14 protein-coding genes and 1 pseudogene are annotated in these 14,837 nt (G+C 42.2%); 9 read left to right on the forward strand and 6 right to left on the reverse strand.

The features are described 5' to 3' along the window. Nucleotides 1-2 precede the first annotated feature (2 nt). On the forward strand, nt 3-1,697 hold the full coding sequence (locus KQP93_RS02540; protein ID WP_217875699.1) for a GMC oxidoreductase: 1,695 nt from the start codon (nt 3-5) through the stop codon (nt 1,695-1,697). Further along, nucleotides 1,690-2,202 (forward strand): hypothetical protein, encoded by a 513-nt coding sequence (locus tag KQP93_RS02545; RefSeq protein ID WP_217875700.1) that lies wholly within the window; start codon nt 1,690-1,692, stop codon nt 2,200-2,202. Before KQP93_RS02540 ends, KQP93_RS02545 begins: the two co-directional genes overlap by 8 nt. 30 nt (nt 2,203-2,232) lie before the next feature. On the opposite strand, the gene KQP93_RS02550 is transcribed toward KQP93_RS02545, so the two are convergent. Further along, complete coding sequence (locus KQP93_RS02550; protein WP_217875701.1) at nt 2,233-3,564, reverse strand: sugar MFS transporter; 1,332 nt, start codon at nt 3,562-3,564, stop codon at nt 2,233-2,235. 160 nt (nt 3,565-3,724) lie between these two features. On the opposite strand from KQP93_RS02550, the gene agaR reads away from it, so the two are divergent. From agaR to tatA, 3 genes and pseudogenes are all read left to right on the forward strand, one after another. Continuing rightward, complete coding sequence (gene agaR / locus KQP93_RS02555; protein ID WP_217875702.1) at nt 3,725-4,489, forward strand: transcriptional repressor AgaR; 765 nt, start codon at nt 3,725-3,727, stop codon at nt 4,487-4,489. Nucleotides 4,490-4,804: 315 nt separating this feature from the next. Beyond that, on the forward strand, nt 4,805-7,621 hold the full coding sequence (locus tag KQP93_RS02560) for a TonB-dependent receptor (RefSeq protein ID WP_217875703.1): 2,817 nt from the start codon (nt 4,805-4,807) through the stop codon (nt 7,619-7,621). 282 nt (nt 7,622-7,903) lie between these two features. Continuing rightward, nucleotides 7,904-8,053: pseudogene (gene tatA / locus KQP93_RS02565) on the forward strand (twin-arginine translocase TatA/TatE family subunit); the annotation flags it as partial. Nucleotides 8,054-8,071: 18 nt separating this feature from the next. Here tatA and KQP93_RS02570 read toward each other — a convergent pair. After that, on the reverse strand, nt 8,072-9,151 hold the full coding sequence (locus KQP93_RS02570; protein WP_217875705.1) for a mechanosensitive ion channel family protein: 1,080 nt from the start codon (nt 9,149-9,151) through the stop codon (nt 8,072-8,074). A 122-nt stretch (nt 9,152-9,273) separates the two neighbouring features. Here KQP93_RS02570 and KQP93_RS02575 point away from each other — a divergent pair, with 122 nt between their 5' ends. The 3 genes from KQP93_RS02575 to KQP93_RS02585 all read left to right on the forward strand — a co-directional run bounded on the left by KQP93_RS02575 (nt 9,274) and on the right by KQP93_RS02585 (nt 12,148). Next, a complete protein-coding gene (locus KQP93_RS02575) occupies nt 9,274-10,236 on the forward strand; it encodes a YihY/virulence factor BrkB family protein (RefSeq protein ID WP_217875706.1) in 963 nt (320 codons plus the stop codon). A gap of 88 nt (nt 10,237-10,324) precedes the next feature. After that, nucleotides 10,325-11,167 carry a pirin family protein gene (locus KQP93_RS02580; RefSeq protein WP_217875707.1) on the forward strand — a complete coding sequence of 281 codons (843 nt, stop codon included), beginning with the start codon at nt 10,325-10,327 and terminating at the stop codon, nt 11,165-11,167. 9 nt (nt 11,168-11,176) lie between these two features. Continuing rightward, complete coding sequence (locus KQP93_RS02585; RefSeq protein ID WP_217875708.1) at nt 11,177-12,148, forward strand: glutathione S-transferase family protein; 972 nt, start codon at nt 11,177-11,179, stop codon at nt 12,146-12,148. 40 nt (nt 12,149-12,188) lie between these two features. Here KQP93_RS02585 and KQP93_RS02590 read toward each other — a convergent pair whose 3' ends face one another. From KQP93_RS02590 to KQP93_RS02605, 4 genes are all read right to left on the reverse strand, one after another. Further along, nucleotides 12,189-12,764, reverse strand: a complete 576-nt coding sequence (locus KQP93_RS02590; RefSeq protein WP_254907705.1) for an AAA family ATPase — start codon at nt 12,762-12,764, stop codon at nt 12,189-12,191. An 89-nt stretch (nt 12,765-12,853) separates the two neighbouring features. Next, nucleotides 12,854-13,111, reverse strand: a complete 258-nt coding sequence (locus KQP93_RS02595; RefSeq protein WP_054561060.1) for a hypothetical protein — start codon at nt 13,109-13,111, stop codon at nt 12,854-12,856. Next, nucleotides 13,111-13,557, reverse strand: coding sequence for a hypothetical protein (locus KQP93_RS02600; protein ID WP_054561059.1), 447 nt, complete (start codon nt 13,555-13,557; stop codon nt 13,111-13,113). The genes KQP93_RS02595 and KQP93_RS02600 overlap by 1 nt, the downstream gene beginning before the upstream one ends. 5 nt (nt 13,558-13,562) lie before the next feature. Continuing rightward, nucleotides 13,563-13,904 (reverse strand): DUF883 domain-containing protein, encoded by a 342-nt coding sequence (locus tag KQP93_RS02605; protein ID WP_217875709.1) that lies wholly within the window; start codon nt 13,902-13,904, stop codon nt 13,563-13,565. A 460-nt stretch (nt 13,905-14,364) separates the two neighbouring features. Between KQP93_RS02605 and mraZ the strand changes: the two genes are divergently transcribed. Continuing rightward, on the forward strand, nt 14,365-14,823 hold the full coding sequence (gene mraZ, locus KQP93_RS02610) for a division/cell wall cluster transcriptional repressor MraZ (protein ID WP_217875710.1): 459 nt from the start codon (nt 14,365-14,367) through the stop codon (nt 14,821-14,823). Nucleotides 14,824-14,837 lie beyond the last annotated feature (14 nt).

Consider the following 14,837-nt stretch of genomic DNA (forward strand, 5'->3'; position numbering starts at 1 on the left):
GAATGCAGGCAAAAGTATTCGATGCGATTGTTATTGGCAGTGGTATTACTGGCGGCTGGGCTGCTAAAGAACTGACCGAAAAAGGGCTGAATGTACTGCTACTGGAACGTGGCAGGCAAGTTGTGCACGGTACTGACTATATCACTGCCTTTAAAGACGATTGGCAACTGCCATTTCGCGACAGGCCTAGCCTACAAGAAAAGCGCAACCAAGCTAAACAAGCACGCACTGGCTATGCCACCAAGCAATCAATAAAACACTGGTTTGTGAATGATTTGCAGCACCCTTATCTAGAATCGCAACGTTTTGATTGGATCCGAGGGGATCACCTGGGTGGTCGTTCATTAACTTGGGGGCGGCAATGCTTGCGCCTCAGTGATATTGATTTTGCCGCCAACAAACAAGATGGTCACGGCGTTGATTGGCCTGTGCGCTATCAAGATATTGCGCCTTGGTATGATAAAGTCGAAGCCTATATCGGGGTTATTGGCGAAGCGCTGAACTTACCTCAGCTACCAGATGGACCTTACTTGCCTCCCTTTGAGCTTAATGCCGTAGAGCAGCAGCTAAAACAAAGTTTATTAACTCACTACACTAATCGTCACCTCACCATCGGTCGAGTAGCCCATTTAACCAAGGCAAAGCCTGAGCAAGGTCGTGCCCCATGCAGCAAGCGCAACCGCTGTATGCGAGGTTGTCCAACCGGTAGTTATTTTAGTAGTTTAGCCTCGACCTTACCTGCAGCGATGCGTACTGGCCGGCTCACCATTCAGACTCACTCCATTGCTAAAGAGATTATTTACAATCCAGGTAGCGGGCAAGCCACAGGTGTGAAAGTGATTGATGCTGAATCTAAAAAAGAGCGTATCGCGCAAGCGAACATCATTTTTTGTTGTGCATCAACGGTAGCCACAACAGCCTTGTTATTAAATTCAATCTCTGCCCGTTTTCCTAATGGCTTAGGGAACGATAGTGGAGAGCTTGGTCATAACCTTATGGATCACCATTTTAGGGTTGGCGCAACGGGTGAACCAAAAGGTTTTGCAGATGACTTTAATGATGGCGACAGACCCGTTGGCTTTCATATCCCGCGTTTTCGAAACCTTGATGATAACGAGCAGCATAGCTTTATTCGCGGCTATGGCTATCAAGGATACGCAACACGCAAAGATTGGCGACGGGGCTTTAAAGAACTTAGCTTTGGTAAGGCTTTTCGTGAAGAACTTGCCAAACCTGGGCCTTGGCAAGTTGCATTGATAGGTTTTGGTGAATGCCTGCCTTATCATCGTAATAAAATGAGCTTAGATCAGGTATTAAAAGATCAATGGGGATTACCTTTAGTTAATTTTGATTGCCAATTTGCTGAAAACGAGCAGCGCATGCGCGAGGATATGAAAGCACAAGCCGTCGAGATGCTAAGCAAAGCTGGTTATCAAAATGTGCAAGCGTACGATAAAGGCTCAGCGCCGGGGCAGGCCATCCACGAGATGGGAACTGCGCGTATGGGGCATGATGCTACAACCTCTGTGCTTAATTGTTACAACCAAATTCACAGTGTGCGTAATGTCTATGTCACTGACGGCTCGTTTATGTGCTCGTCGGGTTATCAAAACCCTTCGTTAACCTATATGGCATTTACTGCAAGAGCCGCCGATCACGCTGTACGGCATTATCAAAACGGGGTGTTCAATGGCTGATTTACAAAGACGAAATGCCATTAAATGTTTAGCAGCATTATTCGGTGCGGCTATTACGCCTGTGGCTGCGACTCAGCTATTTGATAAAGTGGATGACAATCATTTTGAGGTGCTTAAAGCTGCGCCTCACCGGGATGTGGTCACGCACATGCAGGCAGTTATTTTAGAGCTAGAGCCAAATGAGCAGCTGTATTTTAATTTAGTCGCTTTCACAGATTTAATGCTAGCAAATACACTAAGTGTGACTGAGCGTACGGCATGTTTAAAAGGCGCAGAGCTGATTGCAGAAGGTGCTCTTTCATCATCGCAATTAGTAGATAAACTCACAGGTTTATTTACTATCTCTTTGCAGCAGCAACAGCGCATAATAGCGCAGCAAGCCTTACCTCTTTCAGAAGTGAGCCCTGATAAGCGCGACGAGTACTTAATATATAAGTGTATTTTTACCGTGCGTGAATTTTTGCTACTGGGCTATTTCACATCAGAAAAATTGCAGGCTAGTTAAATATTAAAACAACTAAGCCTGCCCATGTCTTTACTTACGCCAACTAGTTAGTTTGTGACCAATCAGTGCGTAATAAAGAATAAACGCATAGCAAGGGATCAACAGATAGTAAGCTTGTTGTGCATTGCCCATATATTCTGCAAATACACCGTATACCAAAGGCAATAGCGCGCCACCTGAAATCCCCATAATCAGTAATGCCGCGCCGGTTTGAGTTTTATTGCCAAGGTTTGCAAGGGCCATTGGCCAAATGGTCGGCCAAACGAGCGCATTCGATAAACCAAGTAATGCAACAAATAACACGGTATCTGGAAAACTGTTATCAGCAAGCCAAAAGAGCACTAAATTCGAAATCGCAGTTTGTTGCTGATCAATCAAAATGATGCCAAGTGAAAACGCACATCCAGATAATGCGGAAAATATCAGCGCCTTTTGCTGACTAAAAAAGCGGGGAATTAACACAATACCTAATACATAACCTAGCACCATAAAGCCCATGGTGTAAGAGGTGAGCCCTGCAAACTGCAATACCCCTTGTTCTTTGCCGTAAAGGCCAATGGTGTCGCCGGCAATGACTTCTGCACCTATGTAAAAGAATAGGGCAATCACGCCTAAAACTAAGTGTGGAAATTGCAGTACTGATTTACTCTCGCTGTTATTGCTGGTTTTTGGTTGCTCAATATCAGGGAGCGGGGCCAGCATGATTAACGCTGCTAATATCGCTAACGCAATTGCCATTACAAAGTACGGAGTAACTAAACGATTAGCCAGTTCTTGTAACTGCAATTGCTTTTGAATGCTGTTCAATTGAGCAAGGGCTTCAGGGCTAAAGTTGGCAATGTCGCTAAACACAATTGCTGAGAAGAGCAATGGAGCCACCACACCAGCACTCTTATTAAGAATACCCATAATGCTAATACGCACAGCTGCCGTGTCTTTAGAGCCTATTAGCACGATGTAAGGATTCGCAGCGGTTTGTAATAAGGTGAGGCCACTACCGAGGGTAAATAAGGCAACCAAAAACAACCAATAAGCCTGAATTTGTGCCGCAGGAATAAACAACAATGCACCAAATGCCATGGTAACTAAACCAAACGACATACCATGCTTATAGCTGAATATTTGCAAAATCTTAGCGCTTGGCAGTGCCATCACGGTATAGGCGATATAAAACACCAAGGTCACCATGTAAGCTTCAATATGGTTGAGATCGCAGACCATTTGTAAAAATGGGATCAAGGAGCCGTTAAGCCAAGTTATAAAACCAAATAAGAAAAACAAGCCTCCTATGATCATCATAGGCAGTAATTGCGTGCGATTGGTGTGTTCTGTTTGCTCTAACAGTGAGCTTTGTGTTGTCATTTTTGTCACCAAAGAAGTTTATTGTGAAATAATCATAAAACAAAATTCGTAAGTTTTGAAAGTTTTATTTTATTTCGAAACTAAATTTGGCTTTAAAACTGTAAATTGTGTAATATTGAACTACAAATTTGAAAGCAGCTATTAAAACAACAGGCCAGCTATGCTAACCACAATAGAAAGAAGACAAAAAATCGTCCTGATGACCGAGGAAAATGGCAAAGTAAATGTTAAAGATCTTGCAAAGACCTTTGATATTTCGGAGGTTAGCATTCGCCATGATCTTAACGAGCTCGGTAAGCGTGGCTTAGTTGTCCGTTCACGTGGTGGGGCAATTGCCTGCGATAAATTGGCAAAAGAGCTTTCGGTAAAAGATAAGCATAACGAAAACTACGCAGTGAAAGTGTTATTAGCGAAAGCTGTGGCAAGTTTGGTTGATGATGGCGACTCTTTAATTATTGATTCTGGCACCACCACAGAAGAAGTTGCCAAAGCATTAACCAATAAGCAGGGCCTTACGGTGATGACAAACGGCCTTAATATTGCCCATGTACTGGCTGATATTGAAGATGCAAATGTGTTTATGCTCGGTGGGCAATTGCGAAAGAAATCAATGTCTTTCTACTCAAATGAAGTTGAGCAAGCACTTAGTAAATATAACTTTAAAAAGGTTATTTTAGGGGTTGATGGTATCGACTCAGAAGCGGGGATCACCACTCATTATGAGCCCGAGGCAATGTTGAATCGCACTATGTGCACCCGCGCAGATAAAGTCATTGCAGTAACCGATTCAAGTAAATTTGGTAAGCGTGCTTTGTATAATGTATTGCCGCTTAAATCAATCGATGTGCTGGTCACCGACAAAAATATGCCGGCAGAGTTCGTTGAATCATTAACGAGCTCAGGCATCGAGGTGATTATCGTTTAACTCTCTAGTTAAATAGAATTGAGAATAGGTGGCTTTTGCCGCCTTTTTTATTGTTCATAAAAACCGAATCTCCCCACCGAAAAGAAAATCTTCAGAAAAAATCATTATCGTAACTTTCGAAATTAACTCCCCATCTTTAAAGGCATACGAAGCCATTTTTGCTGTTTTTAAAACTTATTTCGTAACTATCGAAAGTTTCAATAGGTAATTAATTGTTGCTAGTTTGTTTCATTTTGTTATAGGTTAAATATAAGGCCTTACTCATTACCATTTTTATAGTGAAAAAATCTGAACATTTAAAAACAGGAAATCATCATGGCAACAACAACTAGAAAAACATATTTGAGCGTGCTGATAAGCTCGATTTTGGCCTCATCAGTCAGTTTCGCTGCGACGGCCCAACAACAAGAAAACGATAGTAAGGCCGAAGAGGATGTTGAGGTTATTGAAGTTACAGGGATCCGTAGCAGTATTAAAGAATCAAACTTTCGAAAGAAAGAAGCAACGACGGTTGTTGATGTCGTTGTCGCTGATGACATCGGTAAGTTCCCCGATGAAAACTTAGCGGAAGCATTGCAGCGTATTCCGGGCATCACCATTACTCGTAATGGCGGTGAGGGGCAAAATATTTTAGTCCGTGGTTTAGGTGGCGGCTACAACATTACCACGTTGAATGGTCGTAAACTGGCTTCTGAAAACTCAGGCCGCGACTTTAACTTTGATACGATTGCTTCAGAGTTAGTGGGGGCACTACAAGTGTCTAAGTCACCAGAAGCACGCTTAATTGAAGGGGGCATTGGTGCGGTTGTTGATATCGAAACGCGTAAACCACTAGACCAAGATGGCTTTACCTTGAGCGCTTCAGCAAAAGGGATTTATGAATCGCGAACAGGCGATGTACACCCGCATGCTTCATTCATCATAGGTGACAACTTTAATGATGATACCTTTGGTGTACTTTTCTCGGGTGCGTATTCTAAGAAAACTTTACGTGCAGACACGTATTCGGCAAGCGGCTTTTTTGACGAAGAAGAAGGTTGGGGGGCAGACAGCGCTGGTGTGCCAGTCGACATGAACGGCAACGGAGAAATTGATGGGCAAAGTGAAATATTTGCCTCAAAAATTCCGAGCTACATGTATTTTGCCAACGCGCAGGATGTGCGTGAACGCGTCGGTGCGACGTTAGCAATGCAATGGCGTCCAACAGATACCCTAGATATTAACTTTGATGCTCTTTATTCACGTTACAACACCGATGGTCATCGCTATCAAATTGGTTTTGTTAACTATGATGAAAGCTGGACGCCAGGCACGCCAGTGTTTACCGATGCAGAATTTGATGACTCAGGTCGTGTAGTATCAATGACGCAAACCGGTAACACCATGGTGGAGCTACTCAACTTAACCAACCCACGTAAAACCGATACTTATCAGTTTGCCCTTAATGCTAAATGGTATCCAATGGATGGCCTAACACTGGCTGTGGATGTTGCCCATTCAAAAGCGAAAAACGAAAACGGTGGTGATAACCGCTTTGTTGTAGCGCGTGGTTTTATTGACTCGATTGGCATTGATTACACGACAGGTAATATGCTGCCAGATGTTACCTTATCGCCTGGTTTAACTGCGGATCAATCATACGGTGCACACTATAGCCGTAATACTGGTACAGGTGTTGAAGACACGGTTAATGACTTTAAGTTTACCGGTACGTTTGTGCCTGAAAGTGATTTAGTTACCCGTGTTGATTTTGGTTTAACTTACCTTGAACAAACTAAGAGCCAGCTTGAATATGCATCAAAAAATGCCAGCCAATTTAGTAATGGCGGTCAATATTTAGAGCGCGATGGTTATGAATTTGATGACAGCACAGTAGTGAATGTTGGTGACTTTAACCTTTTTGAAATCCCAAGTGATGTGTTTGTTGAGGCGAATTTCGATAACTTCTTAGATGGCGAAAGTAGCATTACACCAGAGCCGTGGCCAAGTTTCGATTACGATAAGTTACTTGCTTATTATCGTTCAATTAATGCTGAAGCGACCGATAAGAGTATTGTTGCATCGCTCAATTCATCGGGTACTTATGAGGTAACCGAAGAAGTTCTTACCGCGTATGCGCAAGTGACGCTTGAAAGCACCCTTGCAAACATGCCGTATATGTTAAACGTCGGTATTCGTGGCTCGCAAACTGAAGTGAGCTCTAAAGGGTCGGTTTATGATCTATCGTTAATTGACTTACAAGAAGATGGTAAACCACTTGAAAATGGTTGGCGCGAAACCGTTGAGCAATCATTTAAAGGGGATTACAGCAACATTTTACCCAGCATGAACTTTAAGCTTAGTATTACCGATGATTTAATTTACCGTTTCTCTGCGGCACAAGTGATTAGTCGTCCATCTTTAAGCTACTTACGTCCGTGGCTTGCACCAAACTTTGATACGTATCGTGAAGGCTTACCGCAACTTTCTATGGGCGATTCATCGTTAACACCAGAAGAAGCGAATCAAGCTGATATGACCTTAGAATGGTACTTTGAAGACAGTAGTTCGTTAAGTGGAGGGGTGTTTGTCAAAGACCTGAAATCATTTATTGATTACGCCGAAAGTCCTGTTGAAATTGAAGGCGTACGTTACTTTGCATCTTACCCTGGTAAGAGTAAGTACGGTGCAACGATCAAAGGGGCTGAGTTTGCTTATCAGCAGTCACTTGAAAACTTATTACCTGAACCTTTCAATGGCTTAGGCTTTCAGCTGAACTACACCTATGTTGACAGTAGTTACGATGAGCCAGAGCTTAAAGAGTCAGGCTTGCCATTTAGAGGCATGTCGAAAAACTCATACAACGCCGTGGTTTACTATGAGCAATATGGTTTCCAAGCGCGTTTAGCGTATAACTGGCGTAGCAAATTCTTATCGGATCCTGATGCATGGGGCGGTCCATATTGGATCTCTGATTATGGTCAATTAGATGCCAGCATGAGCTATAACATCAGTGACCAATTCACAGTGTTTGCCGAAGCAACGAACTTAACGAATGAACGTTATTGGGGTTACACCAAGCGTACTGACCAAGTGAGTTACCTTGAGCGTTTTGGTACTCAAGTAGCCTTGGGTGTTCGAGCTAGTTTTTAATACCAATTCGCTTAATTAAGTGGTCTATTTTGAGGCAAGAAAACCTCGTTGATAACAAGGCAAAAATTTCGTTATTTAGTTGTGCTCGGCAATTGCTCCTGCATTGCTCTACCTTCTGCATCCATGCAGTCGTAAATCAGAAATTTTTAACGCGGGTAGCGACAGGTTTAATCCCTCAAAATGACTAAGTATTATTGCGGATTGGTATAATCTTTGTATTCCTAGTGTTAGTGTTGTACAAGCGCCTGTAAGGGCGCTTTTATTTAAAAAAAAGAGGCTGTTATGGCAGGAATAAGCGTATGGCAATTAGTCATTATTGCCGCAATTGTGGTGCTGTTGTTTGGCACAAAAAAATTATCCCGAATAGGTGGAGATCTAGGGACGTCAGTCAAAGGGTTTAAGCGTGCTATGCAAGATAAACCCAATGATGAAACCTAGCTCTAAAGTACTTTAAATTATATTGCTACCCTGTTCAGGGTCGCGAGATTGATCCGCTTGTTCGCGAATATCATCGGCATCACTGCTAACGTCATCAAGGCTATGGTCGTCGAGTGATTTTGCTGTTTTTGGCTCAGCACTTACACTATTGTTTGGCTGCTCATTATCGTTCTCGCTATTTAAAATAATTCGCTCGCGAGCATCATCAGGCATGCTTATTTGCTCTGCTAAATAGGTATTGACCAATTCTCGCATTAATTGTGAAGCGACTTTGATAGTACTGTGTTCGTTACTATTAACCCAAAAATAAATGGTTAGATTAAGAGTAGCGGAGCCTAATGAATCAATTAACACTTGGCTTGGCGGATCATTAATAACAGCAGGGTTTTGATTAACCACTTTCATTGCTAATTGTTGGGCATAGCGAATGTCATTATCGTAGCCAATGCCTACGTTAAAGTGACCTCGCATTTTAGGATTTGCGGTGAGGTTTTTAATGACGTTTTTATAGACGGTCGCATTAGGGATTTGAATGTGATTACCATCAAAATCAACCAAGGTGGTGGCGCGAGCCGTAACTTTTTTAACTACCCCTAAACGACCATCAACTTCGATAACATCGTCAATACGAAAAGGGCGCTGCACACTAAGCAGCATACTTGAAATAAAGTTTTCGGCGATATCGCGAAAAGCAAAACCTAAAATAAGCCCAACTAAACCAGTCCCACTCATAATCGCCACAGCAAAACTGGTGAGCCCAGCAAGACGCAAAAATAAGTACACCCCAAACAAGATGATAATGATGCTGAAAAAGCGCCTGGTCACCACATGTAAAAGTTTACTTTCACTGACAAAACCAAGCGGTTTAATTAATAAATATGATAAAGGACGGGCTAATAAGTAGCAGATAATGATAGCTACAATACCGAGTGTCAGTGCAGGTAACATTTGCCATGTAGTATGTAAAAACTGCGTAATTTGAGAGTTTAAGTCTTGCCAAGATAAGCTCTCAGGGATTGCTTGCGATGTTACTGAGACTGTCGGTGTAAACAAACTAGCCAGTTGATTTTTAAAAAGTAAATAATAATTCATCGCACCGCTCCATGGACCTTTTTACTGTTTTTATAAGCTTAGCTTAATGCAATTCAGACGCCATTATTACTGGCAAGTTGTTTGCAGCTTGAGAGTGATTGAAGCAATTTTTTAGGTCGCATATGAGTAAGGACAACCGAGGTTACCAAGCTCGCTCACCAATGGAGATCCCAATGCGAGGTTGGTGGGATATCAGCAAGCGGGTTTATCACAACCTATCACAAGACAATTTATCTTTTGTGGCGGCGGGTGTGGCGTTTTATGCCTTATTGGCGATTTTCCCTGCGCTGGCGGCCATTGTTTCTGTGTATGCTTATTTTGCTTCGCCAACAGATATTTACGATCAGCTCGATAAAGTGATTGCCATTTTACCTGAAAGTAGCCGTGACATCATTTTGCTTCAGGTTAGTGGTATCACTCAGCAATCACAAAAGGTATTGAGTGCCAGTGCTATAGGTACTTTATTATTGACTGTTTGGAGTAGCAGTAAAGGCTGCCAAGCACTCATCACTGCCTGTAATATTACTTATCATCAGCGTAACAAGCGCCAGTTTTTTATAGCATTAGTGGTGCGTTTTTTATTTTCGTTGGGTGCTATTGTAGTTGCGCTGGTGGCGTTATTGATCATTGGCATTTTACCGATAGTGCTTAACTTAGTTGGCTTAACTGAGCTTATCGATTTAATGATTAAGCTTGTTACTTGGCCGCTATTAGCCATTATTTTTAATTGTGCTTTAGCATTTTTATATCGTTATGCACCGCATAGGACGCCCGCTAAGTGGCGTTGGATCACACCAGGTTCAATTATCGCTACGTTACTTTGGATCATCGCATCAATCGGTTTTTCATATTATGTATCGCAATTTGCAAGCTACAACGAAACCTATGGATCGTTAGGTGGTGTGGTGATCATGTTGATGTGGCTTTATATCAGCGCATACATCATCATTTTTGGTGCGGCCATTAATGCCAGTGCTGAGCAGCAAACCTTAGTAGATAGCACCATAGGTCCAGAGAAAGAAGTTGGAGAGCGGGGTGCTACAGTGGCTGATAGGTTAACTAGACAACAAAATGAACATTCTTGAAAATAGAATGATTAGCGCTAATTTTACTCATGGTTGTTAGTTAAATTAGCGCCTACAATCATTTCATACAATTTACGGGAGTAAAGTTATGAAAGTGATTCAACAATTAAATAGCCATGCCACACAAGATGGTGACGGCGTAAACATCAGTCGTATTCCTGGCTTTGATGGCAAGTATTTAGACCCTTTTTTAATGATCGATGAGCTTAAGTCTGATGATCACAGTGATTTTATGGGCGGCTTTCCTGCGCATCCTCACCGTGGTATCGAAACCTTTACTTATATTATTAAAGGTGGCTTTGAGCACCAAGATCAAATGGGTAACAAAAAAGCGATCCGTGCCGGCGATGTGCAGTGGATGAGTACCGGTTTTGGTGTGATCCACAGTGAAATGCCATTAGCGGATGCCAAAGAAGGCATGCACGGCTTTCAGATTTGGCTCAATATGCCAAGTGCCGAGAAACTCAGAGCACCACGTTATCAAGATACCACTGAAGCGCCAGCGCCAACGACTCAAAATGAGCAAGGTGTTGAGCTAAAAGCCTTAGCTGGAAGCTGGCAGTTTGCCGGTGAAGATCAGGACTCTAGCTTACAAGACCTCGCCGCTGATGGCATGCTTGCTGATGTGACTTTACCGGCTGGTACGCAGTTTTACCATGCACCGCTTACACAAACGAAGGTGATGATTTATATCCATACCGGAGAAATTCACACTGAACAGGGCGGCCCAGTTAAAGCAGGCAGCTTATTGATTTTAGAGCCTGGCAGTGACATTGAGTTTAACTCGCAAACTGGTGCTGGGGCATTAATTCTAGCCGGTGAGCCGCTTAAGCAACCAATCGCTCATATGGGCCCGTTTGTAATGACAACCCAAGCTGAGTTACAGCAAGCAGTACGTGACTATCAGCTAGGTAAATTTGGCACACTATAGGAGGTTATTGTGGGATTACTAGTAAATGGCCAATGGCAAGATAAATGGTACGACACCGATAACAATCAAGGTGAGTTCAAACGTGAGGCAGCCCAGTTACGTAACTGGGTTACCGAAGATGGCAGTGCAGGGCAAAGTGGTGATGCGGGCTTTAAAGCTGAGAAAGATCGTTACCATCTTTATGTCTCTTTAGCTTGCCCTTGGGCTCATCGCACTTTGATTTTTCGCCATTTAAAAGGCCTTGAAGATTATATCAGTGTGTCGGTTGTAAGCCCTGACATGCTAGAGCATGGTTGGAGTTTTGATAAAGATAATCACAGCACCGGTGATACACTTTTCGATAGCGACTTTATGCATCAAATTTATACGCGTAACAAAGCCGATTATTCAGGTCGTGTGACGGTTCCCGTGCTTTGGGATAAAAAAACGCAGCGTATTGTTAGCAACGAATCTGCTGAAATTATCAGAATGTTTAATAGCGCGTTTAATGCCCTAACAGGCAATGAACGTGACTTTTATCCGCAATCGTTACGTTCTGAAATTGATGAAGTTAATGAGTTTGTTTATCACAACATTAATAATGGGGTGTATCGTGCAGGCTTTGCGACAACGCAAGAAGCTTACACGGAAGCCTTTGATGATCTCTTTGCCGCTCTAGATAAGATTGAGCAACGGTTAACAGCTAACCGTTATTTAGTGGGGGAGACACTGACTGAGGCCGACTGGCGTTTATTTACCACCTTAATTCGCTTCGACAGTGTTTATGTGGGCCACTTTAAATGTAATTTACGTACTATTGAGAGCTATCCGGCGATCAGCAACTATTTACGTGAGTTATATCAAATTGAAGGTGTAAGTAAGACCGTTGATTTTTATCATATAAAACGTCATTACTATTTTAGCCACACCATGATCAACCCAACTCAAGTTGTGCCAAAAGGGCCTGATATAGACTACGCTCGACCACATAATCGTGGTTAATAGACTCTGATAACTAACAGTTTAATGACTGATTAAGCTGTTAGTTATAACTATCCATGACCTTGCGGATAGTGTCGATGCCAAACATCACCTTTTGAATAAATGACTCTGAACTTTTCACTAAATTAAAATTAGGGTGCTGTGACCAAACAGCTTGTAGTTTGTCATCAAGCAAAATAGCTTGCTGATCAGATTCGTTTCTTACAGGGTTATTAGAATGAATGCTTTGCCCAGACTTAGCAGCTGTTTCAAAAAAGATCACCGCATCATACTGGTTAAGTTCGATTTCTAGGCTGGTGTTTAAACACTTAAAAAACTCATCTTGCTCACCGGGCCAATAGGCAAGCCCATCTAAACTACCACGATCGCAAAGCATTAAACGATCAGGGTGCATTGTTCGCTGAATATGTTCAAGGTGTTTTTGTAAGCTGAAGATAGCCTGTTGGTGAGCTTTAATAAGGTGAGTTGCATCACCACGTTCTATACCACCGCTGAACAGCATGGTCGCAGACTCTGGTACAACAACAATTTGATTAGAAAATTCACGTCTTAATAGATCGATGGCTGTTGTTTTACCACCGCCAGGGCCGCCTGTTAATACAATCCTTTTTTTCACCTTACATTCTCACAAATTGCTCGTTTGTCTTTAAGGTAATGAAAATAGGTGGCAAAGAGAAGTAAAAAGCAAACATTACATGATAAAGATCACAACAAACGCAGTAACCAGCTGAAGCGGCTGACTTGTTTCAATTTACCGTCTTTGTGGTCTGAGTTATTAAGTGCTTCGTAGCCCATTCCCGCAGTGAAGGCACTGGCAATACCTACTTTACTTACTGCAAAGCGTTTTAAACGGTATTTGAATGCTTGATGGTGTTGACGTTTAAGCTCATCTTGTAGATCCATTTGTTGGCTTAGTTCAGTCACTCTGTGCTGTGGTTTATTAATAAAATAATCAATTAACATCATTCATCCTTATTAATATTAAATAATTGACGAACGCTTTTTAGCGTGTGATCAAAGCCTATCTTACTGCTGACATAACCAATGTTTTTCCAAAGCCATGCAAGGCATAGCAGTTGTAATGCAATCAGTGAAATAGCGGCTAACCACAATGATTGGCTAAAGCTAAATATTGCGATACCGACAGTAGCAAGTAGACCAGCCCAAAGTAGCACCAAGCCGCCTGCAAAACAGACGAGTAGGATGATCGTTAAGGCGAGTGAGCGTGTTGATAAGCGCCACTCAGCAGCTGCAAGCTTTTTACAAGTTCCAGTTTGTTCACGGTAGTCAATGTATAGCTGTTTGCCGTAATCAGATAATTTAGCAAGATGATCTTGCCACTGATCAGCGTTTAACGGCTGTTCAGTGGCATCTTGCGTTTTCTCATCTGTAGATTGAGAAGACTGCATAACAATTACTTACGACGAATAAGAGCAGTTACTAACATGCCTGCAGCAAAGGCAATACCTGCAGTTGCAAGTGGGTTTTCTGATGCAAGTTGACGAGTTTTACCACTGTACTCATTAATTTTAGCGCGTGCTACAGCTTGCTTTTCAGAAAACGTTTGAGCAGAGCTCGACGCACCTTGGCGAACACTATGTTCAGCACTTGCTGCACGAGTTGAAAGTGCATCAACAGCGTGATGTGCTGCTTCAGTTGCTTTTTCTGTGAATGGCGCCTCTACTTGAGCCGCGTTCGAGTTTGCACTGCTATTAGTTTCTGTGCTTGAGTTCGATTTAGAAGTTGCGGTAGTCATAATCATTCCTTAAAAATTGCCATTTAATTGGTAGCTAACCTATCGCAACCTTCATACCAAATAATAAAAAACAACTATTTCAATGCGTTATAGTTTTTAATCAACCATTGGAGGGAGAACATTCGTAACTCTTGCAGGGTGATTGAGTAAAAATTACATCAGAAGATAATTTTGTAATTATTCATTGGTTATTCATTAACCATTTTTCCCTAATACATCGCCAGGAAAATTGAAAAAATATTTTTTTTCGATGTTTTCCACTTTTTCCCACGTAATTCATAGGCTTTGCTTGAGGCCTTATTTTTTCTGGCTTCACAAGGCGCTTATGATGATCTGCTTACTTGACAAAATGGCTTGTCAAGCCCTAAACTGGAGCACTGTGGTAAAAAGTGGTTTTTAGTGGATCAAACTGGATCGGAAATAATCATTAACGATTAATAACCTATTTTTAAGGCAAGTTATGTTTCGGGGTGCGAGCTCTCTGAGTTTGGATGATAAAGGACGCTTTGCGGTACCAACTAAGTACCGAGATGCGATCTTGTCTGAAGATCAGGGAACGGTTATTTGCACTGTGGCCTTAAATGAACCTTGTTTGTGGTTATACCCGCTAGCAGAATGGCTCGAAATTGAAGAACGATTATTAAAGATTTCGAACATGAATCCACGCGCTCGCCGCATGCAACGTATGTTGCTCGGTAACGCTACAGAATATCAACTAGATAAAAATGGCCGAATTTTGCTGGCGCCGTCGTTGCGCGCACATGCAGATCTTGGAAAAAAAATCATGTTGGTTGGCTTGATGAACAAGTTTGAGATTTGGGATGAAGATCGTTGGCATGAACAAATGCGCCAAGATACTGAAATTGAACGCCTAGGCGACTTTGAGGCGAATCCTGAGTTCGATAACTTCTCACTCTAACCACAATAATAAAA

Origin of the sequence: Pseudoalteromonas shioyasakiensis (assembly GCF_019134595.1) — a bacterium.
Taxonomy (GTDB): domain Bacteria; phylum Pseudomonadota; class Gammaproteobacteria; order Enterobacterales; family Alteromonadaceae; genus Pseudoalteromonas; species Pseudoalteromonas shioyasakiensis_A.

What these genes read in the sequence shown, in the direction of transcription:
- KQP93_RS02540 (WP_217875699.1), top strand. Translation starts at nt 3, where the DNA reads ATGCAGGCAAAAGTATTCGATGCGATTGTTATTGGCAGTGGTATTACT.
- KQP93_RS02545 (WP_217875700.1), top strand. Translation starts at nt 1,690, where the DNA reads ATGGCTGATTTACAAAGACGAAATGCCATTAAATGTTTAGCAGCATTA.
- KQP93_RS02550 (WP_217875701.1), bottom strand. Translation starts at nt 3,564, where the DNA reads ATGACAACACAAAGCTCACTGTTAGAGCAAACAGAACACACCAATCGC.
- agaR (WP_217875702.1), top strand. Translation starts at nt 3,725, where the DNA reads ATGCTAACCACAATAGAAAGAAGACAAAAAATCGTCCTGATGACCGAG.
- KQP93_RS02560 (WP_217875703.1), top strand. Translation starts at nt 4,805, where the DNA reads ATGGCAACAACAACTAGAAAAACATATTTGAGCGTGCTGATAAGCTCG.
- KQP93_RS02570 (WP_217875705.1), bottom strand. Translation starts at nt 9,151, where the DNA reads ATGAATTATTATTTACTTTTTAAAAATCAACTGGCTAGTTTGTTTACA.
- KQP93_RS02575 (WP_217875706.1), top strand. Translation starts at nt 9,274, where the DNA reads ATGAGTAAGGACAACCGAGGTTACCAAGCTCGCTCACCAATGGAGATC.
- KQP93_RS02580 (WP_217875707.1), top strand. Translation starts at nt 10,325, where the DNA reads ATGAAAGTGATTCAACAATTAAATAGCCATGCCACACAAGATGGTGAC.
- KQP93_RS02595 (WP_054561060.1), bottom strand. Translation starts at nt 13,111, where the DNA reads ATGTTAATTGATTATTTTATTAATAAACCACAGCACAGAGTGACTGAA.
- KQP93_RS02600 (WP_054561059.1), bottom strand. Translation starts at nt 13,557, where the DNA reads ATGCAGTCTTCTCAATCTACAGATGAGAAAACGCAAGATGCCACTGAA.
- KQP93_RS02605 (WP_217875709.1), bottom strand. Translation starts at nt 13,904, where the DNA reads ATGACTACCGCAACTTCTAAATCGAACTCAAGCACAGAAACTAATAGC.
- mraZ (WP_217875710.1), top strand. Translation starts at nt 14,365, where the DNA reads ATGTTTCGGGGTGCGAGCTCTCTGAGTTTGGATGATAAAGGACGCTTT.